Source organism: Amycolatopsis sp. NPDC004169, assembly GCF_040610315.1.
Classification (GTDB): Bacteria; Actinomycetota; Actinomycetes; order Mycobacteriales; family Pseudonocardiaceae; genus Amycolatopsis.
Map to the genome: position 1 here is coordinate 36939 of NZ_JBEXMD010000054.1, position 25372 is coordinate 62310.

Genomic DNA, 25372 nt, shown 5'->3' on the forward strand with positions numbered 1-25372 from the left:
CCCCATGCCGACCCCAGCACGTGTGCGAGCCGACGCGTGCCCCGGTGTTTTCGCAACGCACGACGCCGCCGACGGGCCGTTGGCCCGGGTCCGGCTGCCCGGCGGCACGATTTCCGCAGTGCAGCTGCGTGCGCTGGCCGACGCCGCCGAAGCGTGCGGCGACGGCGACCTCCACCTCACTTCGCGCGGCAACGTCCAGCTCCGCGGCGTCACCCGCCCCGGTCTCGCGGCCCGGCTGACCGACGCCGACCTGCTGCCGTCGCCGTCGCACGAGCGGGTCCGCAACGTTCTCGCGTCGCCGCTGAGCGGGGTGCGCGGCGGCCTCGCCGACGTCCGCGGTCTCGCGGCTTCGCTGGATGCCGCGCTGTGTTCGACGCCGGAGCTGGCGGCGCTGCCCGGGCGGTTCCTCTTCGCCTTCGACGACGGCCGCGGTGACGTAGCCGGCGAAGGCGCCGACGTCTGCTGGCTGGCCACCGGTCCGGCCGAGGGAACACTGCTGCTCGCCGGCGGTGACACCGGACGGCGGGTGGCGCGTGCCGACGCCGTCGCGGCGCTCGTCGAGGTCGCGCTGGAGTTCGGCCGGGTGCGGGGTTCCGCGTGGCGCGTCGCCGAACTCGACGACCCGGCCTGGCGCGGGACACCGGTGCCGCATGCCGACGCCCGGGTCCCGGCCGGGCTGATCGAGCGGGACGGCGGCTTCGCGGCCGGTGTCGTGCCGCGCTTCGGGCAGCTGTCCGCCGCGCAGGCGCGGGCGCTGGCGGAGTTCGGGACCGCGGTGGTCACGCCGTGGAAGTCCGTGGTGCTGCCGGACGTGCCCGCCGACGTCTTCGCGCGGCTGGGCTTCGGCGGCGAGGCGTTGGGGACCACCGCGTGCACCGGCCGTCCCGGCTGCGCGAAGTCGCGCGCCGACGTCCGGGCCGACGCGGTGTTCCGGCCGGGTCTGCGTGCGCACTTCTCGGGCTGCGAACGGCGGTGCGGGAAGCCGTCGCAGTCCCATGTGGACGTTGTCGCCGAAGCGGGGGGCTACCGCATCGACGGCCGCTGGGTGCCGCTCGACGAGATGGAAGGGAAGCTGTGATCGACTACCTGCGGGACGGTGCCGAGATCTACCGGCACTCGTTCGCCACGATCCGCGAGGAGGCGGACCTGGCGATCCTGCCCGACGACGTGGCCGGCCTGGCGGTCCGGATGATCCACGCCTGCGGCATGGTCGATCTGGTCGACGACCTGCGCTACACGCTCGACGTCGTCGAGTCCGGCCGCGCGGCACTGGAGGCCGGCGCGCCGATCCTGTGCGACGCGCAGATGATCGCCAGCGGCGTCACCCGCCGTCGCCTGCCTGCGGACAACGAAGTGCTCTGCACGCTGTCGGACCCGGCGGTGCCCGGGCTGGCCGAACGCATGGGCACCACGCGTTCGGCCGCGGCACTGGAACTGTGGCGCGACAAGCTGCCCGGTTCGGTGGTGGCGATCGGCAACGCGCCGACGGCGTTGTTCCGCCTGCTGGAGATCCTCGACGAAGGCGTCGGCGCGCCCGCGGCGATCATCGGCGTCCCGGTCGGTTTCGTCGGCGCGGTGGAGTCCAAAGTGGAGCTCGCCAAGCGGGCGCCCGCGCCCTACCTGGTGGTGCACGGCCGCCGTGGCGGCAGCGCGATGGCCGTCGCGGCGATCAACGCCCTTGCGAGCGCAGAGGAATGACCGGCACGCTCTACGGCGTCGGGCTCGGCCCCGGCGACCCGGAACTGATGACGGTCAAGGCGGCACACTTGATTTCCGAGGCGTCGGTGATCGCGTACCACTGCGCGCGGCACGGCCGGAGCATCGCGCGTTCGGTCGCCGAGCCGTACCTGCGCGAGGGGCAGATCGAGGAGAAGCTCGTCTACCCGGTGACGACGGAGACGACCGACCACCCGGGCGGCTACGAAGGCGCGATCGCGGACTTCTACGAGCTGAGCGCGAAGCGACTGGCCGAGCACCTCGACGCGGGCCGCGACGTGGTCCTGCTGTGCGAAGGCGACCCGTTCTTCTACGGCTCGTACATGTACATGCACGAGCGGCTCGCGGGCCGTTTCGACGCGGTGGTGGTCCCGGGCGTGACATCGGTGAGCGCGGCGGCATCGGTCATCGGCCGCCCCCTGGTCCAGCGCGACGAGGTGCTGACGGTCCTCCCGGGCACGCTCCCGGCCCCGGAACTGGCCCGCCGCCTGGCGGACACCGAGGCGGCGGCGGTGCTGAAGCTGGGGCGGACGTTCTCGTCGGTGCGAGAGGCGTTCGCGGAGGCGGGAAAGCTGGACGACGCCGTCTTCGTCGAGCGGGCCACGTGGGGGCAGCAGCGGATCGAGCCACTGGCCTCGGTGGACCCTGCGTCCGTGCCGTACTTCTCACTGGCGTTGCTGCCTTCGCCGGCTTACGCGTCCCGGGTTGCTCCGCCTTCGCCTGCTCCGGTCCCTGCTTCCGGTGTCCCTGCGTCCGGTGGCGAGGTCGTCGTCGTGGGCCTGGGCCCGGCCGGCCCCGAGTGGCTGACCCCCGAGGCGGCCGCGGAGCTTTCGGCGGCCGAGCACATCGTCGGCTACGGGCCGTATGTGGCGCGGGTCCCGCAGAAGGCGGGCCAGCAGCGGCACGCATCGGGCAACCGGGTGGAAGCGGACCGCGCGCGCGAGGCGTTGTCGTTGGCTGCCGCCGGGGCCCGGGTCGCGGTGGTGTCCTCGGGTGACCCGGGGGTGTTCGCGATGGCGTCGGCGGTCCTGGAGCAAGTCGCCGCGGGCCACGGCACCGGAGTGCGCGTCCGGATCGTCCCGGGCGTGACAGCGGCCCAGGCGGCGGCATCCCGGGTGGGCGCGCCGCTGGGCCACGACTATTGCGTGCTGTCGCTGTCGGATCGGCTGAAGCCGTGGGAAGTCATCGAGAAGCGCTTGGAGGCGGCGGGCGCGGCGGACCTGGTGCTGGCGTTGTACAACCCCGCTTCGCGTACCCGGACGACGCAGCTGGCGGACGCGCGTGAGGTTCTGTTGCGCCACCGCGCTGCTTCTACGCCGGTTGTCGTGGCCCGGGACGTGGGCGGCCCGGAGGAGGACATCCGCATCACGACACTGGGTGAGCTCGATCCGTCCACGGTGGACATGCGTTGCTTGCTGATCGTGGGCTCGTCGCGCACCCGAGCGGAGAACGGCATCGTCTGGACGCCCCGCAGTTACTGACGTGAGGCCGGGCCCCGGCCCGGCCTCACCTCGTCAGCGCGTCGGGTCCTTGCCGTTCGGCTGCCGCGGCCCCGGACCCGGCGACCACCAGCCCGGCACCGTCTTCTCCCCGTGCACCACCGTCGGCGCGATACCCTCGGTGAACGGCTCGATCTGCAGCAGCTGCCCCCACGACTGGCTCGGCTGGCCGATCAGGTAGCTCGGCACCTCCGGCTCCTCCGCCAGCTCCTCCAGCCACCCGATCGGGCCGCCGTTCGTCGAGGACGCCCACTGGGCCTCGTCCGCCAAGCCCCCCGCCGTGATGCGGTAGTCCGGGACCTGGGAGATACCGTCGTGGGACGTCACCGGCTGGACGCACGGGTACACGAACGACGCCGGCCAGTCCACGTACACCGGCTTCGAGCCGATGCGGTCGGTCAGGGTCGTGAACGTCGGGACGCGCGGGGCCGACGCCGCGATCCAGCCGTCCTCCGTCAGGTCGTTGTCGACGATGTTGATGCGGACCGCGTTCGTCTCCGGCGGGAGGTCGCGCAGGTTGATGCGGGTGTCGTTCCAGCCGTTGGTGCCCGCGCCCGGCGGGAGCATGAACTGGCTGCGCAGGACCTTCACCCCGTCCGGGGTGTCGACGCCGTAGTCGAGGCTGACCGACGTCGGGCGGCGGGCCGCCCCCGCCGTCGCGACCACGATCTGGCCGTCCGCCGGCTTCTCCGTCAGCGCGTACCAGTCGCTGCGCAGCCGGCCGGCGCGCGTCTCCGGGTCGAGGTAGCTCGACCACATCGGCACCTTCTCCGGCGTGAACCCGTGCGGCGGCTCGGCCAGCGGGTCCTTGTCGTCGACCGGGCGCGTGTGGAAGCCGGTCTGGACGCGGCCGTTGTCGGAGTCCGGGTTCGGCAGCGGCGAGTCGGTCTCCTTCGGCTTCTCCGCCACGGTCCGCTGCTCGGCCTGCGGGTGCAGGATGCTCGTCGCCGCGTCGCGCTCGACCATCACGTGGTCGGAGAGGTTGCAGCTCTTGCCGAACAGGTGCCCGACGTTCGCCGCGCCCAGGCTGTAGCTGCCGGACTGGTTGTGGATCGCCCACGCCATCGTGACGAACTCGCCCGCCGCGACCAGGCCGCAGACCACCACCAGCGACAGCGACCCGAGCCGCAGCGCGCGCAGCCGGCCTTCCTGGGGCTGGGCCGGCAGGCCCGGCCGGTGCGCGCGGACGTTCTCGACGAACGCGTATATCCCGGCGATCGCGGCCGCGGCCAGCAGGATCGTCGACAGCGGGATGCCGCCGATCGACGGCGCCACGTTCGTCCACTGGACGCCGAGGCGGGAGACGAACCAGTAGGTGTTCGGCCCGGTCGCGGCCAGCGCGGCGACCACCAGCAGCGCGGCGAGGAAGGCCGCGCGGTTGCGCTGGGACCGCAGCACCGTCGAGCTGGTGGCGAGCGCGGCCAGTGCCGCCATCGAGGCGCCGACCGCGGCGAACGCGCCGAAGTGGTGCGTCCACTTCGTCGGCGTCAGGGCCAGGAGCAGGAAGAACAGTGCCGTCGTGCCGATCAGCCGTCGCGCCGGGCCCAGCGCCGCGCCGGGGATCCGGCTGCGGCGCAGCAGCACCACCAGGCAGGTGGCGGTGCACAGCACGACCAGCAGCACCGGGAACCGGCGTGGCGCCGAGCCGTCCGGCAGGTCGGCGAACAGCAGCTGGTAGCGCGCGAGTTCCTGGAACCACGACAGGTTCGGGCCCACCTGGGTGCGGATCCGGGTGGCTTCCTGGACGGTCGCGAACGTCTGGTCGGCGAACACGACGACCAGCACGAGCAGCCCCGCGGCGGCGACCGGCGCGAGCACCGGCAGCCAGCCGCTTTCGTTCGCGCGCTGGCGGACCAGCTTGAACAGCGGGCGCGCGGCGACCAGGAACGGCGCCACCGCGATCAGCCCGGTCGGCGTCGCGGCCAGGGTGAACCCGGCCGCGGTCAGGCCGAGGCACAGCGGCAGCAGCCGCCGCGTCACCAGCGTGCGCTCGACCGCGCAGATCGCCAGCAGCGAGCCGAGCGCGGCCACCGGTTCCGGCCGGACGCCGTTGTTGTAGGGCATCCACCAGATCAGGAACACCGTCGCGGCGGCCCAGCTGGCCGGGCGGCTGGTGCGGATCTGGCTGCCCAGCCGCGGCATCACCTCGCGGCTGATCAGCAGCCAGCTGAGCACGCCGAGCAGGAACGACGGCAGCCGGATCCACGGCGGCACCGTGCTGACGTGCGTCATCAGCTCGTAGACGTGGTAGAACCAGCCGAACGGCGCCTCCGCGACGCCGAACCAGCGGTGGTAGTTCGTCAGGTAGCCGGTCGCCTCGGTGACACGGGCCATGGTGAGGATGTAGCCGTCGTCCGAGGTCACCGGCCCGATGAAGACCCACGCGCCCAGCGCGACGATCACCGTGGCGTCCCGCGCGGTCAGCCGCCACCAGCCGACCGGCGCCCAGCGCGGCGCGCGCCGGGCGAAGCCGGAGTCGCGGCGCCAGACCGCGATCAGGCAGCCGATCAGCGACAGCACGGCGAGCACGCCGACGACGATCTTCAGCGCGGTCGGCGACGTCTGGTACCGCGTGTCCGGCACGACCGAGACGTGCAGGCCGGTGATCGGGTCCTTGCTCGAGTTGATCGACGAGTAGATGCCGACCAGGCGCGGGCGGACGTCGCCTCCGGTGTGGAAGATCGGCGTCCCGGCCACGGCCAGTGTCATCTGCGTCGCGTCGACGTCCAGCTCGACGTCGCACTTTTCGGCGGGCAGCGGCTGCTGGGCGATCTGCTGGCCCTGGCTGGAGGCGAACAGCACGCCGTTGTCGATGCGCAGCTGCAGGCCGACGCCCTTGCCGGCGTTCGGGTCGGTGCGGCCGTCCGGCACGGTGGCGAACAGCAGGCCCGGACCGTTCGTCCGGGCGTCGACCGAACGGATGGTCGCGCACGGCAGCTCGGCACGCAGGTCCTGCGCCCAGTACCCGGTCAAGGGCGCGTTGACGGAGCGGGTGTCGCTGCCGGTCGGCCAGACGACCTCCGCCGTGTCCTGCACCACCGGCAGGAAGGGGAAAGCCAGCGCGCACAAGGCCGAGAGCAACCCCAGCGCTACGGCAATCAGACGCATCGGCGCAACGCTAACGGGTCAGACGTCGGCGGCTGACGCAGCCCCCGGGTCACGCGGGGTGAACCGCCCGTGGTGTATCGCCGCGGACAGGGGACGGCGGCTCCGCCAACCGTGGCGCTCCAGGTCGGGCACGGTCTCCAGCTTGCTCACCGGTCCGGCGCAGAGCCACGCGACCGGGCGGACGCCGTCCGGGATGCCGAGCAGCTCGCCGAGGAACGGCTCGCGGTAGAAGCTGACCCAGCCGACGCCAAGGCCTTCCGCGGTCGCGGCCAGCCAGAGGTTCTGGATCGCCAGGCACACCGAGTAGAGGCCGGCGTCGGCGATGGCGTGCCGTCCGAGCACGTCGGGCGCGCCGCGCGCCGGGTCGTAGGTGACGACGATGCCGAGGCTCGACTCGAGGATGCCCTCGATCTTGATGTTCGCGAAGGTGCTCGCCCGGTCTTCGGCGAGCTGCCCGGCGAAGACCTCGCGCTCGTCGTGGACGTGCTTGGCGAACTTCTCCCGCGTCGCGACGTCGTCGACCAGCACGAAGTCCCACGGCTGGGTGAGCCCGACGCTCGGCGCGGCGTGCGCGGCCTCGAGGATCCGCGTCAGCGTGGCTTCGGGGATCGGCTCGCCGGTGAACTCGCCGCGGACGTCCCGTCGCTTGCGCAGGACTTCGTAGAACTCTTCGATCATCGGTGCAGGACCCATTCGACGGCGGCGGGGACGGTTTCGGCGGTCTCCGTCCGCGGCCGCGGCGGCCGCCGGACCACCAGGACGGGCTTCCCGAGTTCGCGGGCGGCGGTCAGTTTCGCGCTGGTCTGCGCGCCGCCGGAGTCCTTGGTGACCAGGACGTCGACCCGGCCGAGCAGCTCCCGCTCGGCGGCCACCTCGTACGGTCCGCGGGCGAGGATCAGCTCGTGGTGCCGCGGCAGCGGCGGCTCGGGCGGGTCGACGCAGCGGATCAGGAACCACAGGTCGTCGAGGTGCGCGAAGGCGGGCAGACCCTGGCGGCCGCTGGTCAGGAACACGCGGTTGCCCAGGTGGGGGAGCTGACGGGCGGCGTCGGCGAGGTCGTCGGCCCAGTGCCAGACGTCCTGCGGACCCGGTTGCCAGCCCGGCCGTGCGAGCCGGAGCAGCGGAGTCTTCGTCAGCTCGGCCGCTTTCGCCGCGTTCGCGCCGATGCGCTCGGCGAAGGGGTGGGTCGCGTCCACGACGGCGTCGATCCGGTTCTCGCGCAGGTACGCGGCGAGACCTTCCGGGCCGCCGAAGCCGCCGACGCGCACTTCGCCGACGGGCAGCTTCGGCCGCGCGACACGCCCCGCCAGCGAAGACACAACGCGCACTTCGCGCGTGGTGAGCGCTTCGGCGAGCTGCCGGGCTTCGCCGGTCCCGCCGAGGATGAGGATCACGAGGGACGCCCGTAGCCGACGGCCTCGCGCCAGCGGTCCAGCGTACGCAGGTTGGCGAGGGTCTCCGCCCAGGTCAGCTCCGGGGCCTGCCGGTCTTCGACGTGCGCGGCGACGTGGTCGGCTTCGCGCGCGAAGACGCCCTGGGTGGCTTCGACTTCGATGACCTCCGGCTCGCCGCCGGCCGGGGTCAGGATGATCTCCGAGACGCCGGGCTTGCGCAGCGGGTGGATCCACGCGGGCTGCGGGATGTGGATCTGCCCGGCCGAACCGAAGACGCGGATGCCGTCCTCGCGGGTCAGCCGGATGCCGCAGGAGATGGTCGCGAGGATGTCCCCGGGCAGCCGCAGCAGGCCGGTCGCCCACTCGTCGACGCCGGTGGCGGACAGGTGCGCCATCCCGCTGACCTCGGACGGCTCGACGACGTCCTGCCCGGTCGCGGCCTGCGCGACCAGCCGCGCCAGCGACGTGCAGTAGCAGCCGACGTCCAGGATCCCGCCGCCGCCGAGCGCCGGATCGCTCAGCCGGGCGGTCTCCTCCGGGTTGCTGTCGAAGGAGAAGGTGGTGTCCACCGCGCGGACCTCGCCGATGGCACCGGAGGAGATCAGCTCGGCCAGCCGCCGCGTCTGCGGGTGCAGCCGGTACATGAACGCCTCCATCAGGAAGACGTCGTTCGCGCGGGCCGCGGCGATCACCTCCTCGGCATCGGCGGCGGTGATCGTCAGCGGCTTCTCGCACAGCACGTGCTTCCCGGCTTCGGCGGCGGCGATGGCCCACTGCTTGTGCAGCGCGTGCGGCGTCGAGACGTACACGGCGTCGACGTCGGGGTCGGCGAGGAGCTCTTCGTAGCTGCCGTAGGCCTTCGGGATGTCGAAACGCGTGGCGAACTCCCGCGCGCGCCCGGCGTCCCGCGCCGCGACGGCGCCGAGGACACCGTGCTTGCTTTCGTCGACGCCCGCGGCGAAGTGGGCGGCGATCGTCCCGGCGGCCAGCAGGCCCCAGCGCAGTTCCGTCACAACGACTCCGGTTGGTTCGCCCGGTCACGGGCACTCGAGTAGAGGAAGCTGTCGGGGAAGTCCGTGGCGGCGAGCACCCGCCCCACGAAGATGGTGGCGGCGCGCGTCATCCCGGCTTCGCGGACCAGCGAGGGCAGCTCGCCGAGCACCCCGCGCACGACCGTTTCCCCGGCTTGGCTCGCCAGCGCGACGACGGCGACAGGGCAGTCATCGCCGTAGTGCGGCTTGAGTTCCCCGGCCACCCGCTCGACGTGGTTGATGGCGAGGTGCAGCGCGAGCGTGGCCCCGGTCGCGGCGAAGGCGGCGAGGGTTTCGCCGGACGGCATCTTCGTGGAGCGCGCCTGAACCCGGGTGATGACCAGGCTCTGCCCGATTTCGGGCACGGTGAGCTCCCGCTTCAGCACGGCGGCGGAAGCGGCGAAGGCGGGCACGCCGGGGACGACGTCGTAGGGAACCCCGGCCGCGTCGAGCCGCCGCACCTGCTCGGCCACGGCGCTGTAGAGCGACGGATCGCCCGAGCACAGCCGCGCGACCTCGTGCCCGGCCCGGTGCGCCTCGACCAGCTTCGCGACGATCTGCTCGAGGCTGAGGTTCGCCGTGTCGACGAGCTCGGCCCCGGGCGGGCAGTACGCGAGCAGGTCCGGAGGCGTCATGCTGCCCGGGTAGAGGCAGACACCACACCGGGCGAGCAGGTCCCGGCCGCGCACGGTGATGAGGTCGGCGGCGCCGGGCCCGGCGCCGATGAAGTGCACGGTCACCGGCTGCTCCACTGCGTCACGACCCGGGCCGGCGTCCAGCCCGTGAAGCCGCCCAGCGGCGCCGCCTTCTCCACACCGATCCGCAGCAGCTCCCCGCCGTACTCCTCGTACGCGCGGGCCAGGACCTGCTCGGCCTCCAGCGTCACCCCGTGCGCCACCACTCGTGCGCCGGTGGCCACGCAGGCGTCCAGTACGCCCGGCGCCGTGACGCCGCCTCCGATGAAGACCGCGTCCGGCGCGGGCAGCGCGCTCAGCGCTTCCGGTGCTTCCCCCGCCACCACCTCCAGTTCCGGTACTCCCAGGTCCAATGCGTTCCGGCCGATCCGCTCGGCCCGCTCCGGAGAGCGTTCGATCGCGACCGCACGGTTCAGCCCGTGCATCCGCGACCACTCGATGCCGACGCTGCCCGCGCCCGCGCCGACGTCCCACAACAGCTCGCCGGGACTCGGCGCGAGGCGGGCCAGCGCCGACACGCGGAGGTCGCGCTTGGTCAGCTGCCCGTCGTGGGCGTACACGTCGTCCGGGATGCCGATCAGCGGCAACGCCGGACCCGCGCACGCCAGCGCGAACACCGTCAGCGGTCCGGGATCGCCGGCCCAGCCGTCGGAGATGCGCTCGTCGGGCCCGCCCAGGTTCTCCAACGCGATCAGTTCGCTCTCGCCGTAACCCCGCACGGTGAGCAGGGAGCGCAAAGCGGGCGCGTCGGCACCCAGGACGAGCACTCGCCGGCGCGGCGCCAGTACCCGGGCGACGCGGGCCGACGACCGGCCGACGATGGTGACCACCTCGGTCTCCTCGGCGGACCAGCCCAGCCGTGCCCGGGCCAGTGTCACCGACGAGAGCGCGGGCAGCGCCTCGACCTCGTATCCATGGGCCACCAGTGTGGCACCCACCCCCGACAAAAACGGATCTCCGCTGGCCAGGACGCAGATCCGGGCGCCTTCGTGCTCGGCGATGACCGCGTCCAGGCCCGGCAGCAACGGCGTCGGCCACGCCCGCGCCGGGACGTCCTCGGGCAGGTAGCCCAGCTGCCGGGGCGCACCCAGCACGACGTCGGCGGCGAGCACCGCGGCCCGCGCCTGTTCCGACAGCCCGGACCAGCCGTCGGCCCCGATCCCGACCACGGTCAGGCGGTCCGCTCCGGCAGCCGGTGGACGTGATGTTTCGCGCACGATTTCCCACCCTAAGCGAGGCAGGCGCTGTGCGATGATCGGCCGGTCGCCGAGCTGGAGGAGCGCTGTTGAAGCCGTACCCGTTCACCGCCGTCGTCGGGTTGCCGGACCTGCGCCTGGCGCTGGTCCTGTCCTCGATCTCGCCCGCTGTCGGCGGGGTGCTGGTGCGCGGCGAAAAGGGCACCGCGAAGTCGACCATGGTCCGCGCGCTCGCGGGCCTGCTGCCGCGGGTCGACGTCGTCGACGGCTGCCGGTTCTCCTGCGATCCCGCGGCTCCCGACCCGCTCTGCCCGGACGGCCCGCACGACGCCGCGAAGAGCCACCGGCGGCCCGCGAAGCTGGTCGAGCTGCCCGTCGGCGCGGCCGAAGACCGCGTCATCGGCTCCCTGCACCTGGAACGCGCGCTCGCCGAAGGCGTCACGGACTTCCAGCCCGGCCTCCTGGCCGCAGCGCACCGCGGGCTTCTCTACGTCGACGAGGTCAACCTGCTGCACGACCACCTCGTCGACACGCTGCTGGACGCCGCCGCGATGGGCCGCGCGACCGTCGAGCGCGAGGGCGTTTCGGTGTCACACGCCGCACGCTTCGTGCTGATCGGCACCATGAACCCCGAAGAGGGCGAGCTGCGGCCGCAGCTGCTGGACCGGTTCGGGCTGGCCGTCGAGGTCGCCTCCAGCCGTGACCCGGAGCAGCGCGTCGAGGTCGTCCGCCGTCGCCTCGCCTACGAAGCCGATCCGGACGCCTTCGCCGCCCAGTACGCCGAGGAAGATGCCCGGCTCGCCGCGGACATCGAAGCGGCGCAACGGCTTCTGCCCGCCGTCAAGCTCCCCGACGAGGCTCTGCGGCAGATCGCCGAGGTCTGCGCGTCCTTCGAGGTCGACGGCATGCGCGCGGACATCGTCACCGCGCGCACGGCGGTCGCGCACGCGGCCTGGTCCGGCCGCGACGAGGTGACCACCGACGACGTCCGCGTCGCCGCGCGGCTCGCGCTGCCGCACCGGCGCCGCCGCAACCCGTTCGACGCGCCCGGCATCTCGGAAGAGCAGCTCGAGCAGGCCCTCCAGGACGCCCAGCCGGACCCCGGTCCCGAGGACGACGGCCCCGGCTCGGGGTCGACGCCGCCGGAAGCGCCCGAGCCGCCGCAGGGCAGCGAGAACGCACCCCAGGGCGAGCCGAAACCCAGTGGTGGCCGGCAGAAGACCGTCGGGGCCGGCGACACGTTCAAGGCCCGCGTCTTCCGCGTCAAGGGCATGGGCGAAGGCGAGCGTGGCCGCCGTTCCCGCGCGATCACCGACAGCGGCCGGACCATCGGCGTCCAGCCCGCCAGCGTCCGCGAAGGCCGTCCCCACCTGGTCGCGACCGTGAAAGCCGCCGCACCGCACCAGAAAGCCCGCGGACGCGCCGGCGCCGGCCTGAAGCTGCGGCCGGAGGACGTCCGCTACGCGCTGCGCGAAGGCCGTGAAGGCAACCTCGTCCTGTTCTGCGTCGACGCGTCCGGATCGATGGGTGCGAAGGCGCGGATGCGCGAGGTCAAGTCCGCGGTCCTGTCGCTGCTGCTCGACGCCTACCAGCGGCGGGACAAGGTCGGGCTCGTCACCTTCCGCGGTGACGCCGCGGAACTCGCGCTGCCGCCGACGATCAGCGTCGATGCGGCCGCGTCCCGTCTCGAAGGCCTCCCGACCGGCGGCCGGACGCCGCTGGCCGAAGGACTCCTGGAAGCCGCCCGCGTGCTGCGGGTCGAGGAGATCCGTGACCCGCGGCGCCGTCCGCTGCTGGTCGTCGTCACCGACGGCCGCGCCACCAGCGGCCCCGACGCCGTCGCGCGCGCCCAGGCCGCGGCCGGGCTGCTCAACGGCGTCACGACGATCGTCATGGACTGCGAGAGCGGCAAGATGCGGCTCGGCCTCGCCGCCGACCTCGCCGCCCACCTCGGCGCGGAACACGTCCCGCTCGCCGACGTCGCCGCCGAATCGCTGGCGGGCGCCGTCCGCGCCCGGACCGGAAGGGCCGCCTGATGCCGCAGGGGAAACCGTCGGTGGTGCCGGAAGACGGCCTGACCACGCGCCAGCGCCGCAACCGGCCGCTGCTCGCCGTGCACACCGGCGAGATGAAGGGCAAGTCGACGGCTGCGTTCGGGATGGCGCTGCGGGCCTGGAACCAGGGCTGGTCGATCGGCGTGTTCCAGTTCGTCAAGTCGGCGAAGTGGCGCGTCGGCGAGGAGGCCGCGTTCAAGGCGCTGGGGAAGCTGCACGACGACACCGGCCAGGGTGGGCCGGTCGAGTGGCACAAGATGGGCGAGGGCTGGAGCTGGGCGCGCAAGTCCGGCACCGACGAGGACCACGCCGCGAACGCCCGCGAGGGCTGGGCGGAGATCAAGCGGCGGCTCGCGGCCGAGGCGCACGACTTCTACGTCCTCGACGAGTTCTCCTACCTGCTGAAATGGGGCTGGCTCGAGGTCGACGACGTCGTGTCCGCGTTGGTCTCGCGGCCGGGCCACCAGCACGTCGTCATCACCGGCCGGTACGCGCCGCCGGAGCTCGTCGAGGCCGCCGACCTGGTCGCCGAGATGACCAAGGTCAAGCACCCGATGGACGCCGGGCAGAAGGGCCAGCGGGGGATCGAGTGGTAGCGCGCGTGGTCGTCGCCGCGCCCGGCTCCGGGCACGGCAAGACGACCGTCGCCGCCGGGCTGATGGCCGCGCTGCGCGCCGCCGGGCACCGGGTGTCCGGGCACAAGGTCGGGCCGGATTTCATCGATCCGAGCTACCACGCCTTGGCCACCGGGCGTCCCGCGCGCAACCTCGACCCGTTCCTGCAGGGCGAGGACCGGCTGGTTCCCTTGCTCCGGCACGGATCCCACGGCGCCGACATCGCCGTGATCGAAGGCGTGATGGGCCTGTTCGACGGGGCACTGGGCACCGAGGGCTACGCTTCGACGGCCCACGTGGCGCGGGTGCTGGACGCGCCGGTGGTGCTGGTCGTCGACGCCTCGGCCGCGTCCCGCAGTGTCGCCGCGACCGTGCTCGGCTTCGCCCACTACGACAACCGCGTCCGGCTCGCCGGCGTCATCCTGAACAAGCTCGGCTCGCAGCGGCACCGCGACGAGATCGCGTCCGCGCTGGAAGCCACCGGCGTCCCGCTGCTGGGCGCGTTGTACCGCAACGAAGAGATCCACGCGCCGAGCCGGCACCTCGGGCTCGTGCCGGCGGCGGAACGGGCCGCGGAGGCGCAGTACGTGCTGCCCGCACTGGCCGCGTGGGTGCGGGACGGCGTCGACCTCGAAGCGATCGTCCGGATCGCTTCCGGTGCGTCGCGGCTTTCGGTGCCGCCGTGGGAACCGTCCGGGGTGGACGGTCCACAAGTGACCGTCGCCGCCGCCGGTGGTCCGGCGTTCACGTTCCGGTACACCGAGAACGTCGAGCTGCTGGCGGCCTGCGGGGTTTCCGTCGTGGACGTCGATCCCTTGCGAGACCAGGCGCTGCCCGACGGGTGCGCCGGCCTGTACTTCGGCGGCGGGTTCCCCGAGGTGCACGCGGCCGAGCTGTCGGCGAACACGGCGTTGCGGTCCGCGGTCGCCTCGGCCATCGAGGGCGGCATGCCGGTGAGCGCGGAGTGCGCGGGGCTGCTGTACCTGTGCCAGTCCCTGGACGACGTGCCGATGGTCGGCGCGGTGCCCGCGGACGCCAAGATGACCGCCCGCGGCAAGCTCGGCTACCGGCGCGCGGTCGCCGTGGAGGACAACCTGCTCGCGACGGCGGGGCAGCGCGTCACCGGGCACGAGTTCCACCGCACGGAGGTGACGCCGTCGCACGGCGCTTCGGCGGCTTGGGGCTGGGACCGGCAGCTGGACGGCTTCGCGTCGCCGACGCTGCACGCGTCCTACCTGCACATCCACTGGGCGGGGTATCCCGAGCTGGCCCAGCGGTTCGCCGCGCAGGTGCGGGCGTATGCCTGATTACGACCTTCATCACCACGGCGATCGCGAAGTCGGTCCGGGGCTGGTAGACCTCGCGGTGAACGTCCGCCTGCCGCGGCCACCTGCCTGGATGCGGGACGAACTCGCGTCTGCTTTGGATTCCTTGGCGGCTTATCCATCCACTGTGGATGCGGTTTCCGCGGTGGCCGAGCGTCACGGTCGTGCTTCTTCGGAGGTACTGGTCACCGCGGGCGCGGCAGAGGCTTTCACGCTGCTGGCCTCGGCTTTCCTGCCGGATCGTGCGGTCGTCGTGCACCCGCAGTTCACCGAACCGGAGGCCGCGTTGCGAGCGGCGGGACACCCGGTTTCGCGGGTGATCCTGTCCGAAGCGGACGGTTTCGTGCTGGACCCCGGTGCGGTGCCGTCCGACGCCGACCTGGTGTTCGTCGGCAACCCGACGAATCCCACCTCGGTGCTGCACCCGGCTTCGGCCCTGCGTTCCTTGGCCCGGCCCGGGCGGCTGCTCGTGGTGGACGAGGCGTTCCTCGACGCGGTTCCCGGCGAAGTCGAGAGCCTGGCCGCCGGCCACCCGGGCGTGGTCGTGCTGCGCAGCCTGACCAAGACGTGGGGCCTGGCCGGGCTGCGGGCGGGGTACGTGCTCGCCTCGGCGGACGTCATCGAGCGGCTGCGGGCGGTGCAGGTGCCGTGGTCAGTGTCCACCTTGGCCGGAGTGGCGACGGTCGCTTGCTGCCGTCCGTCCGCTTTGGAGGAGGCGGAGAAGCTGGCGGTGGCCGCGGAAGCGGACCGCGAGTACCTGGTGTCGGGCTTGGCTGCTTCGGGTGTCGACGTGCTGGGTGATCCGCGCGGCCCGTTCGTGCTGGTGCGCGTGCCCGAAGGAGCTTCCGTGCGGGCGCGGCTGCGCGAGGCGGGTTACGCGGTGCGACGAGGGGACACGTTCCCCGGCCTCGGCCCGGACCACCTGCGGCTGGCCGTGCGCGACCGGGCGACCACCGATGCGTTCCTGGCCGCGCTCCGGAAAATCTTGTAAACACCGACAGGGGGTTGTCGCCACCGCCGCCGAAACTGGGCGAAGCCGGGAAACGCCCGGTGTGGCAGCGAGAGGAACGACAATGCCCGGGTTCAACGACGTCGCCTGGTTCGAGATCGGCACCGACCAGCCGGCGGCCGCCGAACGGTTCTACGGCGAGGTCTTCGGCTGGAAGGTCGCGCAGGACGATTCGGCGAGCACCGATGCCGCTTACCGCGTCATCGACACCGGCGGTTCACGCGGCGGCCTCTTCACGGGCCAGGAGAACTACGCGGTCTTCACCGTCCTGGTCGAGGACGTGGAGGCCACCTGCCGTCAGGTCGAGAAAGCCGGCGGGCAGGTGCTGCGGCCACCGAGCGTCAACCCCGTCGGCGTGACGTTCGCGCACGTGCTCGACCCGGCGGGCAACCACTTCTCGGTGTTCACCCCGCCAAAGTGAGCTGCTGGACATCGCCGTAGGGGATTTCGAGGTCCTCGGGGCGCAGCCGGCGAAGGGGCGGCACCTCGGCGGTCACGGTGAAGGAGACGATCCGGTCGGTGCGGAACGCCCGGATCTCCCCGCGCAGCCGGCACCAGGCCACGAGGTACCAGTGCTCGGGCTTGCCGACGTAGCCGAGCGGCTCGACCTCCCGCCGGGTGACGGCGCCCTCGCGGTCGGTGTACCGGATGCGCAGCACGCGGCGGATGTTGAGCACGGGCGGCATGGGCGGGATGGGACCGCTGCCGAGCAGGTGGACAGAGGCGGCGAGGTTCTTCGCCGCGTCGGCGTCCTCCCGCCGCATCGCGGCGACCAGCTTGCGCAGCGCCGAGCGGCCTTCCGCCCGGAACGGGGTGCCATCGAGATGCCTCAGCGCCAAGGCCATGGCGACGGCCTCGGCGGGCGTCAGGTTGACCGGCGGCATCGTGTGCGCCTTGTCGAGGCAGTACCCACCGGTCCGCCCGGCCTCGGCGTAGATGGGCGTGCCGGACTGCTGCAGGGCGCTGATGTCCCGCTCGACGGTACGAACGCTGACCTCGAACCGGTCAGCGAGCCACCGGGCACTACGAGGCCGCGGCGCAACGGCACGCAGCTCTTCGACGAGGGCGTAGAGACGATCGGTTCGGTTCACGGGGATCACGGTAGGGAGGGGGTACGACAATTTCGGTTACTCGTGGAGGTGCCCGAACGCCGTCGCGCCGGTCCGCAGGCGGAACCGGCCCACTTGGCCGGGGCGATCGCGGGACGTTGCGTCGGCTGGTGGGGTGAGCGTCATCGCACCTTCCTGGTGCGCGGTTGTCCCACCCGGGCTGCGAGCTCCGGCTCGGGCGGCGCGGCCACGAGCTCTGTTCGCGGCGGTCGCCATCAGCAGGGCGACCGGCCATCGCCGGGCTCAGGGCGCGGTGCAGGTCTCGACGATGCCGCGGGAGCCGCTGAGCGTCTCTGCCGCCGCGGCAGCCGGCACACCGATCGGGCGCCGGGCGGCGGCCTTAGGTCGACAGCGCCACCAGCGCGGTCGCCACGGCGGCTTCGACAGCGGCCCCGAGGACATCCCCGGTGATGCCGCCGAGCCGTTTGGTGCATCGCCACAGCTGCGCGCCGGCATAGGTGTAGGACAGGTGGGCCCAGCAGCGGAGCACGAGCACCTCCCGCTGCCGCCGCGGCAGGGCACACGGATCGGGCGCCGGGCAGCGGCCCTAAGTCGACAGCGCCACCAGCGCGGTCGCCACGGCGGCTTCGACAGCGGCACCGAGGACATCCCCGTTGATGCCGCCGAGCCGCTTGGTGCACCGCCACAGCAGCGCGCCGGGCATCGGCGTAGGAAAGGAGGACAGCGAGCGGCTCCCGCCACCTTGGCAGCCGACACACGGATCGGGCGGCGGCCCTAGGCCGACAGCGCCACCAGCGCAGTCGCCACGGCGGCTTCGACAGTGGCCCCGAGGACATCCCCGGTGATGCCGCCGAGCCGCTTGGTGCACCGCCACAGGAGCGCGCCGGCAACGGCGTAGGAAAGGAGGACAGCGAGCGGCCCCCGCCACCACGGCAGCCCGGGCAGCAGCACGGCCAGCCCGGCCGCGGCCAGGCCGACGGCGATCGCGGCCACGCGCGGCACCGAGCCGGCGACGGTCGCGCCGAGACCGTCCGGCCGAGCCGTCGGCACGCCCCGCGCGCAGGCCATGGAAAGCGTGCACCGGCCGACGAGCACGCCCGCGGCCGCCGTCACGGGATTGGCGGCGGTCAGGGCTCCGACCTGGACGAGGAGGACGAGCACGAGGGTGGCGACCCCGGTGGGCCCGGAGTCCCCGCGGCGCATGACGTCGAGCGCCTTGGCGCGGTCGTAGGACGCGCCGAGACCATCGGCGGTGTCGGCGAGCCCATCGAGGTGCAGCCCCCGGCTGCCGAGCGCGACGGCCCCGAGCGCGAGTGCGGCGGTGGCCAGCGCCGGGAGGTGAGCTGCTTGCCCGGCGGCGACGACGAGCCCGGCGGCCACGGCCAGCGGGAGGGCGGCCAGAGGAGCGAGCAGCATGGCGCCGCCGGCCACCCGCCGGTCGATGACGCGGGGCGCCGGGACGGGCACGGTGGTCAACGTCCCGACGGCCATCCGCGCGGAGTCCGGCCAGCGGCTCACGTCAAGTCGGCCAGCAGGCCCATGTCGGCCAGGATGGCCCGGGCCGCCCGCAGCGTGGGGACGGCCTGGACGGCTCCGCTGCCCTCGCCGAGCCGCAGGCCGAAGTCCAGGATCGGGTCCAGGCCGAGCGCCTTCAGCGCGAACGCCTGGGAAGGTTCCGTCGACCGGTGCCCGGCCAGCCACCACTGCTCGGCCCCGGGCGCGATGTCCCGCGCCACCAGCGCGGCGGCGCCGGAGAACACGCCGTCGAGCAGCACCGGGATGCCGAGGACCGCCGCCTGGACCAGGAAGCCCGCCGTCGCCGCGGCGCAGGCGCTGCCCAGTGCCGTCAGCCGCTCGAAGGGGTCCTCCGTCCGGCCCGCGGTCCGGGCCAGGGCGGCCGTGACCGCCGCCGTCTTGCGCTCGAGGCCCGCGGCGTCCACGCCCGTCCCGGTGCCGACGACCTCCGTCGCCGGCAGGCCCAGGGAGGCCGCCACCAGCGCCGCGCACATCGCCGTGTTGCCGATGCCCATGTCGCCGGGGATCAGCACGTCCGCGTCGCGCTCCTCCAGGGCGATCGCCCGGCCCGCTTCGAACGCGGCCTGGGCTTCGCCCGGCAGCAGCGCGTCTTCGACGTCGATCGAGCCCGAACCGCGGCGGATCTTGTGCGCCGTCACCGACGGCGGCACGTCCGCGCCGTCCCAGTCGACGGCGATGTCCGCCACCCGCACCTTCGCCCCGACCTGGGCGGCCAGCACGTTGACGCCGCTCTTGCCGGCCAGGAACACCCGGACCATCGCCGCCGTCACCTCGCGCGGGTACGCCGAGAGCGCCGACACGCCGTGGTCGCCCGCGAAGACGACCACGCGGACGTCGTCCAGCGGCCGCGGTGGGACGCTGCCGTGCGCCGCGGACAGCCAGGCGGCGATCTCCTCGAGCCTGCCCAGCGCGCCGAGCGGCTTGACCAGGCCGTCGAGCCGTTCCAGCGCGGCGGCGCGGGCGGCGGGATCGGGCACGGGTACGTCGAACACGGGCGCCTCCTGGCTACAGGTCGAGCGCCCGGCCCGCGACGACCAGCACGACCCGGTCGGCGTCGGCGGACACCCGGTTGTTGAGTGCGCCCAGCACATCACGGAACAGCCGTCCGGACGACGTTGCGGGCACCACACCGCTGCCGACCTCGTTGCTGACCGCGACCACCGGCACCCGCGCCGCGGCCCACGCGGCGAGGAAGTCCTCGAGCCGGTCGTCCAGGCGGTGCTCCCAGCCCGGCTGCTGCCGCCACGCGCCGACGTCGTCCAGCACACGGGACAGCCAGGTCCCGAGGCAGTCGATCAGCAGTGGTTCGGTCGCCGTGCGCAGGGTGCCGGCCAGGTCGGTGGTCTCGACGGTCTTCCAGTTCGCCGGCCGCCGCGCCTGGTGGGCGACCACCCGCGCGGCCCATTCGGGATCGTCTTCGCCCGCCGGGAGCCCGGGCGCGACGTAGACGAGGTGCGAGTGGTGGGCGACGAGCCGCTCGGCGTGCCGTGACTTCCCCGAGCGGACCCCGCCGAGGACGAGCACCTTGCCTTCGTCACGCCCGTACCGGCGCAGGGCGCGAGCCAGGGTTTCGAGATACCCGGCGAGCCGGTGCGTCAGCCCCGCCGACGTACGTTTCTTCGCGGAGGCGACATTGGGCACAGTCATACCGGCATTCTGGTGCACGCGCTACCGTGCGCCACGTGCCACTCCGTCTAGGGACAACCGCGGCCGGACTCGTGACCGGATACGTAACCGACGCTCTGTTCGGTGACCCCCGAACGGGCCATCCGGTCGCCCTGTTCGGCACCGCCGCGGCCCGCCTGGAACACCGCCTGTGGGCCGATTCGAAGCCACGCGGAGCGGCGTACGCAGCACTGTGCACCTTCAGCGCCGTAGGCCTCGGCGTCGCCCTTCAGACGGCGACGCGACGACGCCCCTTCGCTCGTTTCCTCCTCACTGCCGCATCCACGTGGGTCGTGCTGGGCGGCCGAGGCTTGGCGGCCGAAGGCGCCGAAATGGCCCGCCTGCTCGAAGCGGGCGACGTACCCGAAGCGCGTCAGAGGCTCTCGCACCTGTGCGCGCGCGACGCGACGACGCTCGACTCCGCGGAACTGACCCGAGCGGCGACGGAGTCGATCGCGGAGAACACGTCGGACGCCGTGGTCGCACCGCTGTTCTGGGGCGCCGTCGCCGGCATGCCGGGCCTCCTGGGCTACCGAGCGCTGAACACGCTCGACGCAATGGTCGGCTACCGCTCACCCCGCTACCGCCGCTTCGGCTGGGCCGCAGCACGCGCCGACGACATGGCCAACCTGGTGCCCTCCCGAATCGGGGCAGCCCTCACCGCGCTGTGCGCCGGAGCCCGAGCCCGCGAATCCTGGAAGGTATGGCGCCGCGACGGCGGCCGTCACCCCAGCCCCAACGCGGGCCAGGTGGAAGCGGCATTCGCGGGAGCACTGAACATCCGCTTAGGCGGAACGAACACCTACGACGGCGAGAGCGAAACCCGCTCCCACCTCGGCAACGGCCACAACCCCCAACCGGCGGACCTCCGCCGGGCCGTCCGCCTCTCCCGCCTGGTCGGCCTGGCCACAGTGGCCATCGCCGCCATCGCAGCCCCTGCCGTTCCTTGGCAACGCCCCGGCGAGAGAAGAACCGGCCGGCCTTCAGCCCAGCTGCCGGCGGCCACCAGCCGCCGCGGAGTGACGTCATGAACTCACTCATGACATCCGACGGCCGGAAAGGGGCTGCCATGACGTCGGCCAACTGGGCAAGGTCGATCCCCCCTCGCCCCGGCATCCCCACTGGCCGAAAAAGGCGGAGCACCCGCACGTCGCGACCGGTCGGCGCATACCCGACTGCTGCGGCCCGGGCCGCGACAAACCGCCCCGGACAAGCCCCCGCCACTCCCTGGGGGGCGGCCCCTGTCCAGTCTATCGGGACCCGGCGGGGCAAAACTGCCGTTCGGCGATCTGTGGACAACTCCGCCGTTGCCGGCAGCCCTGTGGACAACCGGCGATGAGGGGCTTGCTCGTCGCCGGGACGACCTCTGATGCCGGGAAGAGCCTCGTCACCGCCGGGATTTGCCGGTGGCTTGCGCGGCAGGGAGTGCGCGTTGCGCCGTTCAAGGCGCAGAACATGTCCAACAACTCCATGGTCTGCGGCGACGGGGCCGAGATCGGCCGCGCGCAGTGGGTGCAGGCGCGGGCCGCGCGGGTCGAACCCGAGGCGGCGATGAATCCGGTGCTGCTCAAGCCCGGTAGCGACCGGCGGAGTCACGTCGTCGCGCTCGGGAAGCCGTTCGGGACGCTCGAAGCCGGTGAGTACGCCACCGGGCGGGCCGGGCTGGCCGAGATCGCCTTCGGGGCGTTCGAAGATCTTCGCTCGCGCTATGACGTCGTCGTCTGCGAAGGGGCGGGGAGCCCGGCGGAGATCAACCTGCGCGGGGGCGACTACGTCAACATGGGGCTCGCGCGGCGGTTCGGGCTGCCGGTGCTGGTCGTCGGCGACATCGACCGGGGCGGGGTGCTCGCGGCGATGTTCGGCACCCTTGCGCTGCTCTCGGCCGAGGACCAGGCGTTGGTCGTGGGCTGGGTGGTCAACAAGTTCCGCGGCGACGTCGGCCTGCTGCGGCCGGGTCTCGACAGCCTCGAGAAGGTCACCGGACGGCCGGTGCTGGGCGTCCTGCCGTGGCTGGACCGGGTGTGGATCGACTCCGAGGACGCCCTCGCCGTGGCGGGCTGGCGGCGGGAAACTCCTGGTGGTGGGCTCGGTGTCGCCGTTGTCCGGTTCCCGCGCGCGTCCAACGCCACCGATGTCGACGCGCTGGCCGCCGAACCCGGGGTCACCGTGACGCTCACCGCTGACCCGGACGTCGTCGCGGCGGCGGACGTCGTGGTGCTGCCCGGGTCGCGTGCCACCGTCGCCGACCTTGCCTGGCTGCGGGAGCGCGGCCTGGACACGGCGGTCGCGGCACGGGCTGCCGCGGGGCGGCCCGTTCTCGGCATCTGCGGGGGCTACCAGATGCTCACCGGTTCCATTGTGGACGACGTGGAATCGGGTGCGGGCGAGGTGGCGGGCCTCGGGCTGCTGCCCGGGCGGGTGACGTTCGCCGCGGAGAAGGTACTTGCCCGGCCTGCTGGAACGTGGCGGGGCCACCCGGTGGACGCCTACGAAATCCACCACGGCTCGGTGTCCGCGACGGACCCGGCGGAGTCCTTTCTGGACGGTCAGCGCGCCGGGGCGGTCTGGGGCACGATGTGGCACGGCGCGTTCGAGAACGACGCCTTCCGCCGCGCCTGGCTCACCGAAGCGGCGGCGCAGGCCGGCGTGGGGTGGGCGCCGGCTCCGGGGGCGCCCGGGTTCGGCGAGCTGCGCGAGGAGATGCTGGACAAGCTCGCCGACGCAATCGACGAGCACCTCGACACGGCGACGCTCCGGACGCTGCTGGAGCACGGGGCGCCGACGGGCCTGCCGTTCGTGCCGCCGGGGGCGCCGTAGCCGGGGAGACGGCCTCTCGCTGCCCGCTCGGCCGAATCGCTCACGCCGGATGGCCGGCGCGGCGGCACTCGCCGGCCCGCGACCGGGCCGGGCAACCGAACCGGTCTGGGAAGCCCTGACCGGCGCGGCGGTGCCGGACCGGGCAGGTTGCGGGAGAGACTCGGCCCCGGGCGTGGTGGTGCTGAACCGGGCCGGTCGCGGGACTGGGCTCGGTCCGGGTCGCGGCGGTGCTGAACCGGGCCGGTCGTGGGACACACCCGGCCCGGGGCGCGGCGGTGCCGAAGCCCACCCCAGCACCGCCGCGCGCACCGGAGCACCTGCAGCACTCCGGCCGGCCAAAAGGAACCCTCAGGCAGGAACCGGCGTCCGGCGGTTCAGCACCTTCTCCGCGAACGCTCCGAACGCCAAGCCCAGCGCCAGCCACAGCGTCACCTGCGTGCCCACCGAGGCCAGCCGGAAGCTCCACAGCGTCGAAGCCGGGAACGTTGCCGGGACCTCGTCGACCGACGGCATCAGCCAAGCCACCACGCCGATCACCACCACGTAGCCCGCCGCCGCCAGAAGAAAACCGTTCCAAGCTCCGAAACGGTCCGCCAGCTTCCGGCCGAACACCGTCGCGAAGATGCCCACCAGCAGCGAGACCGCCACGAAGCCGAAGTACAGCTCCGTGCGGGAACCGATCGTGCCCGGCTGGCCCACCGCCGGCGGGTTGGCCGGGTACTTGAGGAACGGCACCAGGAACACCACCGTGAACGCACCCACCGTGAGCAGCAGCGCCGTCACGCGGGGGCGTAGCGAACCGAGCCTTCCCTGGGCGAACGCGAAGGCCAGGGACAGCAGGCCGCCGATGGCGACGCCGTAGAGCAGCACGCCGGTCAGCAGGCCGAGCGTGCTCTGGATGTCGCGGGGGACCAGCTCTTCCTCTTCCGGCATTGGAGTGGCAGGCGCGGAAGCGTCGTGGGAGTGCGAGTGGCCGCCGCCGGAAGAGTCTTCCAGGCCGATGGCCGTGTTCACCGATGGCTCACCGAACGCGTAGGCGAACCCGAACGCGAGCACACCGGCGATCAGGCCCGCGAGCATGCCGCGGACCAGCAAGGTCTTCATCATGGGAGCGCGTGCCGCCGATCAGTGGCAGGGGAAGGCCAGCAGGTGCCGGCCGTCGTGCACGAACTCGTGGACGTAGTTGTTCGCGAACACCGCGAACGCGCCCTGCTCGGCGCTCACGAAGTACAACGCGATCATGGCGAGGAGCACCACGAACACCGCCCACGGCACGATCTCACGGATCGGGATGCGGATCGGGAGCGGAACGGCGGGAGCTGCCGTCTGGGTCATGGCGTGGCCTCCTCGGGCTTTCGCGGCCTCATCGGGGTCGGTCACGAGGGTCCGGGTCTGGCTTCCCCCTGGTGGGGGTCACAGTGGCGCGACCGCGCGGACTTTCACCGCGTTCCGGAATCTCCTCGTCTGGCCGGTTGAGCGTAGGTCCCCCTTTCGGGGCCCGTCAATGTGACAATGCCGCGGTGACTCGAATGGTGGCTGCCCTCGATGTGGGCGGGACGACGATCAAGGCGGCGCTGCTCGACGAGCAGCTCCAGCCCAAGGCGGCACTGCGCGCGGAGACGGCCCGCAGTGCGGACGGGACGGCGCTGGCCGCGCAGACCGTGGACATCGTGGCCGCGCTGGCCGAGCAGGCGGGGACCGGGCAGCCCGCCGCCGTCGGGGTGGTCGTCCCGGGGATCGTCGACGAAGAAACGCGCGTCTGCCACTTCTCGGCCAACCTCGACTGGCGCGAGGTCCACTTCGGCGAGCTGCTCGAAGAGCGGCTCGGGCTGCCGGTCGCCTTCGGGCACGACGTCACCGCCGGTGGCATCGCCGAGTTCCGGGTCGGGGCCGGGCGGGGGGCGACGAACGCCGCCTTCATCCCGGTCGGGACCGGGATCGCCGCCGCGCTGCTGCTCGACGGGCGGATCCACCGGGCGCACGGGCAGGCCGGTGAGGTCGGGCACATCGACGTCGGCCACTCCGGCAAGTGCGGCTGCGGGGCCACCGGCTGCCTGGAGGCCATCTCCTCGGCGGCCGCGATCGCCCGGCGCTACACCGAGCGCACCGGACGGCCGGCCGACGGGGCGCGTGAGGTCGTCGAACTCGCCCGCCGCGGTGACGAGGTCGCGGTCGCCGTCGTCCAGGACGCCCTCGACGGGCTCGGCCACGGCATCCGGACGCTGCTGACGCTGCTCGGCCCCGAGGTGATCGTGCTGGGTGGCGGGCTGTTCACGGCGGCCGACTACGTGCTGGAGCCGGTGCGGGAGTGGCTGGCCGCGCACCTGACCTTCCAGCGGATGCCGGAGCTGCGGATCGCCGAGCTGGGTGACGAGGCCGGGCGGCTGGGTGCCGGGTTGCTGGCCTTCGACCTGCTTCGGGCCTGACACGCCGGAGGCCACGCCGCCGATAGTGGCCTTCGGAATAGGCCAGCGCGCGTAGGACGGCCAGTGATGGCATGACGAAGTACTCGCTGCCCCGGAGGATCACCGATTGCGGGACCGGGCCGGCTGCTCGGCCCCGAGGTGATCGTGCTGGGTGGCGGGCTGTTCACGGCGGCCGACTACGTGCTGGAGCCGGTGCGGGAGTGGCTGGCCGCGCACC

Annotated in this window: 24 protein-coding genes and 2 pseudogenes; 12 read left to right on the forward strand and 14 right to left on the reverse strand. The window is 73.0% G+C overall.

The features are described 5' to 3' along the window. Positions 1 to 4 precede the first annotated feature (4 nt). From ABZX11_RS42740 to ABZX11_RS42750, 3 genes are read left to right on the forward strand one after another with little or no spacing between them, the layout of a single operon-like run. Complete coding sequence (locus ABZX11_RS42740; protein ID WP_354924262.1) at positions 5 to 1078, forward strand: precorrin-3B synthase; 1074 nt, start codon at positions 5 to 7, stop codon at positions 1076 to 1078. Then, entirely contained in the window at positions 1075 to 1698 is a 624-nt protein-coding gene (locus ABZX11_RS42745; RefSeq protein ID WP_176175558.1) for a precorrin-8X methylmutase, read from the forward strand. Before ABZX11_RS42740 ends, ABZX11_RS42745 begins: the two co-directional genes overlap by 4 nt. Beyond that, positions 1695 to 3197, forward strand: coding sequence for a precorrin-2 C(20)-methyltransferase (locus ABZX11_RS42750; RefSeq protein ID WP_354924264.1), 1503 nt, complete (start codon positions 1695 to 1697; stop codon positions 3195 to 3197). The genes ABZX11_RS42745 and ABZX11_RS42750 overlap by 4 nt, the downstream gene beginning before the upstream one ends. Positions 3198 to 3230: 33 nt before the next feature. Here the strand turns inward: ABZX11_RS42750 and ABZX11_RS42755 are convergent, their stop codons facing one another. Genes ABZX11_RS42755 through cbiE form a run of 6 tightly spaced genes read right to left on the reverse strand, consistent with a single transcriptional unit; the run spans position 3231 to position 10660 of the window. Further along, positions 3231 to 6323 carry an arabinosyltransferase domain-containing protein gene (locus ABZX11_RS42755; RefSeq protein ID WP_176175560.1) on the reverse strand — a complete coding sequence of 1031 codons (3093 nt, stop codon included), beginning with the start codon at positions 6321 to 6323 and terminating at the stop codon, positions 3231 to 3233. 18 nt (positions 6324 to 6341) lie between these two features. Further along, positions 6342 to 7001 (reverse strand): 5,6-dimethylbenzimidazole synthase, encoded by a 660-nt coding sequence (bluB, locus tag ABZX11_RS42760; protein WP_176175561.1) that lies wholly within the window; start codon positions 6999 to 7001, stop codon positions 6342 to 6344. After that, positions 6998 to 7717 carry a cobalt-precorrin-6A reductase gene (locus ABZX11_RS42765; RefSeq protein ID WP_354924267.1) on the reverse strand — a complete coding sequence of 240 codons (720 nt, stop codon included), beginning with the start codon at positions 7715 to 7717 and terminating at the stop codon, positions 6998 to 7000. Before ABZX11_RS42765 ends, bluB begins: the two co-directional genes overlap by 4 nt. Next, on the reverse strand, positions 7714 to 8730 hold the full coding sequence (locus ABZX11_RS42770) for a Gfo/Idh/MocA family oxidoreductase (RefSeq protein ID WP_354924269.1): 1017 nt from the start codon (positions 8728 to 8730) through the stop codon (positions 7714 to 7716). The genes ABZX11_RS42765 and ABZX11_RS42770 overlap by 4 nt, the downstream gene beginning before the upstream one ends. Beyond that, positions 8727 to 9488, reverse strand: a complete 762-nt coding sequence (cobM, locus tag ABZX11_RS42775) for a precorrin-4 C(11)-methyltransferase (protein ID WP_354924271.1) — start codon at positions 9486 to 9488, stop codon at positions 8727 to 8729. Before cobM ends, ABZX11_RS42770 begins: the two co-directional genes overlap by 4 nt. Next, positions 9485 to 10660, reverse strand: a complete 1176-nt coding sequence (cbiE, locus tag ABZX11_RS42780; RefSeq protein WP_176175565.1) for a precorrin-6y C5,15-methyltransferase (decarboxylating) subunit CbiE — start codon at positions 10658 to 10660, stop codon at positions 9485 to 9487. Before cbiE ends, cobM begins: the two co-directional genes overlap by 4 nt. A gap of 68 nt (positions 10661 to 10728) precedes the next feature. Between cbiE and ABZX11_RS42785 the strand changes: the two genes are divergently transcribed. The 5 genes from ABZX11_RS42785 to ABZX11_RS42805 all read left to right on the forward strand — a co-directional run bounded on the left by ABZX11_RS42785 (position 10729) and on the right by ABZX11_RS42805 (position 16062). Then, positions 10729 to 12675, forward strand: coding sequence for a putative cobaltochelatase (locus ABZX11_RS42785; RefSeq protein WP_354924272.1), 1947 nt, complete (start codon positions 10729 to 10731; stop codon positions 12673 to 12675). Further along, positions 12675 to 13289: a cob(I)yrinic acid a,c-diamide adenosyltransferase gene (gene cobO, locus ABZX11_RS42790; RefSeq protein WP_176175567.1), complete on the forward strand. Its 615-nt coding sequence runs from the start codon at positions 12675 to 12677 to the stop codon at positions 13287 to 13289. The genes ABZX11_RS42785 and cobO overlap by 1 nt, the downstream gene beginning before the upstream one ends. Beyond that, the gene (locus tag ABZX11_RS42795; RefSeq protein WP_354924273.1) at positions 13283 to 14614 is read left to right on the forward strand and encodes a cobyrinate a,c-diamide synthase; all 1332 of its coding nucleotides are present in this window, start codon (positions 13283 to 13285) and stop codon (positions 14612 to 14614) included. Before cobO ends, ABZX11_RS42795 begins: the two co-directional genes overlap by 7 nt. Further along, the gene (gene cobC, locus ABZX11_RS42800) at positions 14607 to 15623 is read left to right on the forward strand and encodes an Rv2231c family pyridoxal phosphate-dependent protein CobC (protein ID WP_354924275.1); all 1017 of its coding nucleotides are present in this window, start codon (positions 14607 to 14609) and stop codon (positions 15621 to 15623) included. Before ABZX11_RS42795 ends, cobC begins: the two co-directional genes overlap by 8 nt. Before the next feature lie 82 nt (positions 15624 to 15705). Continuing rightward, positions 15706 to 16062, forward strand: coding sequence for a VOC family protein (locus ABZX11_RS42805; RefSeq protein WP_176175570.1), 357 nt, complete (start codon positions 15706 to 15708; stop codon positions 16060 to 16062). Here ABZX11_RS42805 and ABZX11_RS42810 read toward each other — a convergent pair. The 6 genes and pseudogenes from ABZX11_RS42810 to ABZX11_RS42835 form a co-directional block, all read right to left on the reverse strand. Continuing rightward, positions 16046 to 16732, reverse strand: coding sequence for a YafY family protein (locus ABZX11_RS42810; RefSeq protein ID WP_254897212.1), 687 nt, complete (start codon positions 16730 to 16732; stop codon positions 16046 to 16048). The two genes, ABZX11_RS42805 and ABZX11_RS42810, sit on opposite strands and share 17 nt — an antisense overlap. A 358-nt stretch (positions 16733 to 17090) precedes the next feature. Beyond that, positions 17091 to 17219: pseudogene (locus ABZX11_RS42815) on the reverse strand (adenosylcobinamide-GDP ribazoletransferase); the annotation flags it as partial. Positions 17220 to 17297: 78 nt separating this feature from the next. Then, entirely contained in the window at positions 17298 to 17414 is a 117-nt protein-coding gene (locus tag ABZX11_RS42820) for an adenosylcobinamide-GDP ribazoletransferase (RefSeq protein ID WP_354924278.1), read from the reverse strand. Positions 17415 to 17485: 71 nt separating this feature from the next. Beyond that, the gene (locus tag ABZX11_RS42825; protein ID WP_354924294.1) at positions 17486 to 18202 is read right to left on the reverse strand and encodes an adenosylcobinamide-GDP ribazoletransferase; all 717 of its coding nucleotides are present in this window, start codon (positions 18200 to 18202) and stop codon (positions 17486 to 17488) included. 23 nt (positions 18203 to 18225) lie between these two features. Further along, positions 18226 to 19239, reverse strand: coding sequence for a nicotinate-nucleotide--dimethylbenzimidazole phosphoribosyltransferase (cobT, locus tag ABZX11_RS42830; RefSeq protein ID WP_354924280.1), 1014 nt, complete (start codon positions 19237 to 19239; stop codon positions 18226 to 18228). Between the two features lie 13 nt (positions 19240 to 19252). Next, complete coding sequence (locus tag ABZX11_RS42835) at positions 19253 to 19894, reverse strand: bifunctional adenosylcobinamide kinase/adenosylcobinamide-phosphate guanylyltransferase (protein ID WP_354924282.1); 642 nt, start codon at positions 19892 to 19894, stop codon at positions 19253 to 19255. Between the two features lie 35 nt (positions 19895 to 19929). Between ABZX11_RS42835 and ABZX11_RS42840 the strand changes: the two genes are divergently transcribed. Further along, on the forward strand, positions 19930 to 20943 hold the full coding sequence (locus tag ABZX11_RS42840; RefSeq protein ID WP_354924284.1) for a cobalamin biosynthesis protein: 1014 nt from the start codon (positions 19930 to 19932) through the stop codon (positions 20941 to 20943). A gap of 304 nt (positions 20944 to 21247) precedes the next feature. Then, entirely contained in the window at positions 21248 to 22729 is a 1482-nt protein-coding gene (locus ABZX11_RS42845) for a cobyric acid synthase (protein WP_354924286.1), read from the forward strand. Between the two features lie 348 nt (positions 22730 to 23077). Here the strand turns inward: ABZX11_RS42845 and ABZX11_RS42850 are convergent, their stop codons facing one another. After that, positions 23078 to 23836, reverse strand: a complete 759-nt coding sequence (locus ABZX11_RS42850; RefSeq protein WP_354924288.1) for a CbtA family protein — start codon at positions 23834 to 23836, stop codon at positions 23078 to 23080. Between the two features lie 18 nt (positions 23837 to 23854). Beyond that, positions 23855 to 24064, reverse strand: a complete 210-nt coding sequence (locus tag ABZX11_RS42855; RefSeq protein ID WP_176175576.1) for a CbtB-domain containing protein — start codon at positions 24062 to 24064, stop codon at positions 23855 to 23857. Positions 24065 to 24258: 194 nt separating this feature from the next. On the opposite strand from ABZX11_RS42855, the gene ABZX11_RS42860 reads away from it, so the two are divergent. Further along, the gene (locus ABZX11_RS42860; RefSeq protein WP_176178240.1) at positions 24259 to 25155 is read left to right on the forward strand and encodes an ROK family protein; all 897 of its coding nucleotides are present in this window, start codon (positions 24259 to 24261) and stop codon (positions 25153 to 25155) included. A 123-nt stretch (positions 25156 to 25278) separates the two neighbouring features. Further along, positions 25279 to 25372, forward strand: a pseudogene (locus ABZX11_RS42865) (ROK family protein); the annotation flags it as partial.

Bases quoted from the DNA above. Each gene is read 5' to 3' on its own strand.
- ABZX11_RS42850 (WP_354924288.1), bottom strand. From the start codon at position 23,836: ATGATGAAGACCTTGCTGGTCCGCGGCATGCTCGCGGGCCTGATCGCC.
- ABZX11_RS42740 (WP_354924262.1), top strand. From the start codon at position 5: ATGCCGACCCCAGCACGTGTGCGAGCCGACGCGTGCCCCGGTGTTTTC.
- bluB (WP_176175561.1), bottom strand. From the start codon at position 7,001: ATGATCGAAGAGTTCTACGAAGTCCTGCGCAAGCGACGGGACGTCCGC.
- ABZX11_RS42855 (WP_176175576.1), bottom strand. From the start codon at position 24,064: ATGACCCAGACGGCAGCTCCCGCCGTTCCGCTCCCGATCCGCATCCCG.
- ABZX11_RS42750 (WP_354924264.1), top strand. From the start codon at position 1,695: ATGACCGGCACGCTCTACGGCGTCGGGCTCGGCCCCGGCGACCCGGAA.
- ABZX11_RS42860 (WP_176178240.1), top strand. From the start codon at position 24,259: ATGGTGGCTGCCCTCGATGTGGGCGGGACGACGATCAAGGCGGCGCTG.
- ABZX11_RS42755 (WP_176175560.1), bottom strand. From the start codon at position 6,323: ATGCGTCTGATTGCCGTAGCGCTGGGGTTGCTCTCGGCCTTGTGCGCG.
- ABZX11_RS42805 (WP_176175570.1), top strand. From the start codon at position 15,706: ATGCCCGGGTTCAACGACGTCGCCTGGTTCGAGATCGGCACCGACCAG.
- ABZX11_RS42820 (WP_354924278.1), bottom strand. From the start codon at position 17,414: ATGCCCGGCGCGCTGCTGTGGCGGTGCACCAAGCGGCTCGGCGGCATC.
- ABZX11_RS42845 (WP_354924286.1), top strand. From the start codon at position 21,248: ATGAGGGGCTTGCTCGTCGCCGGGACGACCTCTGATGCCGGGAAGAGC.
- ABZX11_RS42835 (WP_354924282.1), bottom strand. From the start codon at position 19,894: ATGACTGTGCCCAATGTCGCCTCCGCGAAGAAACGTACGTCGGCGGGG.
- cobO (WP_176175567.1), top strand. From the start codon at position 12,675: ATGCCGCAGGGGAAACCGTCGGTGGTGCCGGAAGACGGCCTGACCACG.
- ABZX11_RS42825 (WP_354924294.1), bottom strand. From the start codon at position 18,202: ATGGCCGTCGGGACGTTGACCACCGTGCCCGTCCCGGCGCCCCGCGTC.
- cobC (WP_354924275.1), top strand. From the start codon at position 14,607: ATGCCTGATTACGACCTTCATCACCACGGCGATCGCGAAGTCGGTCCG.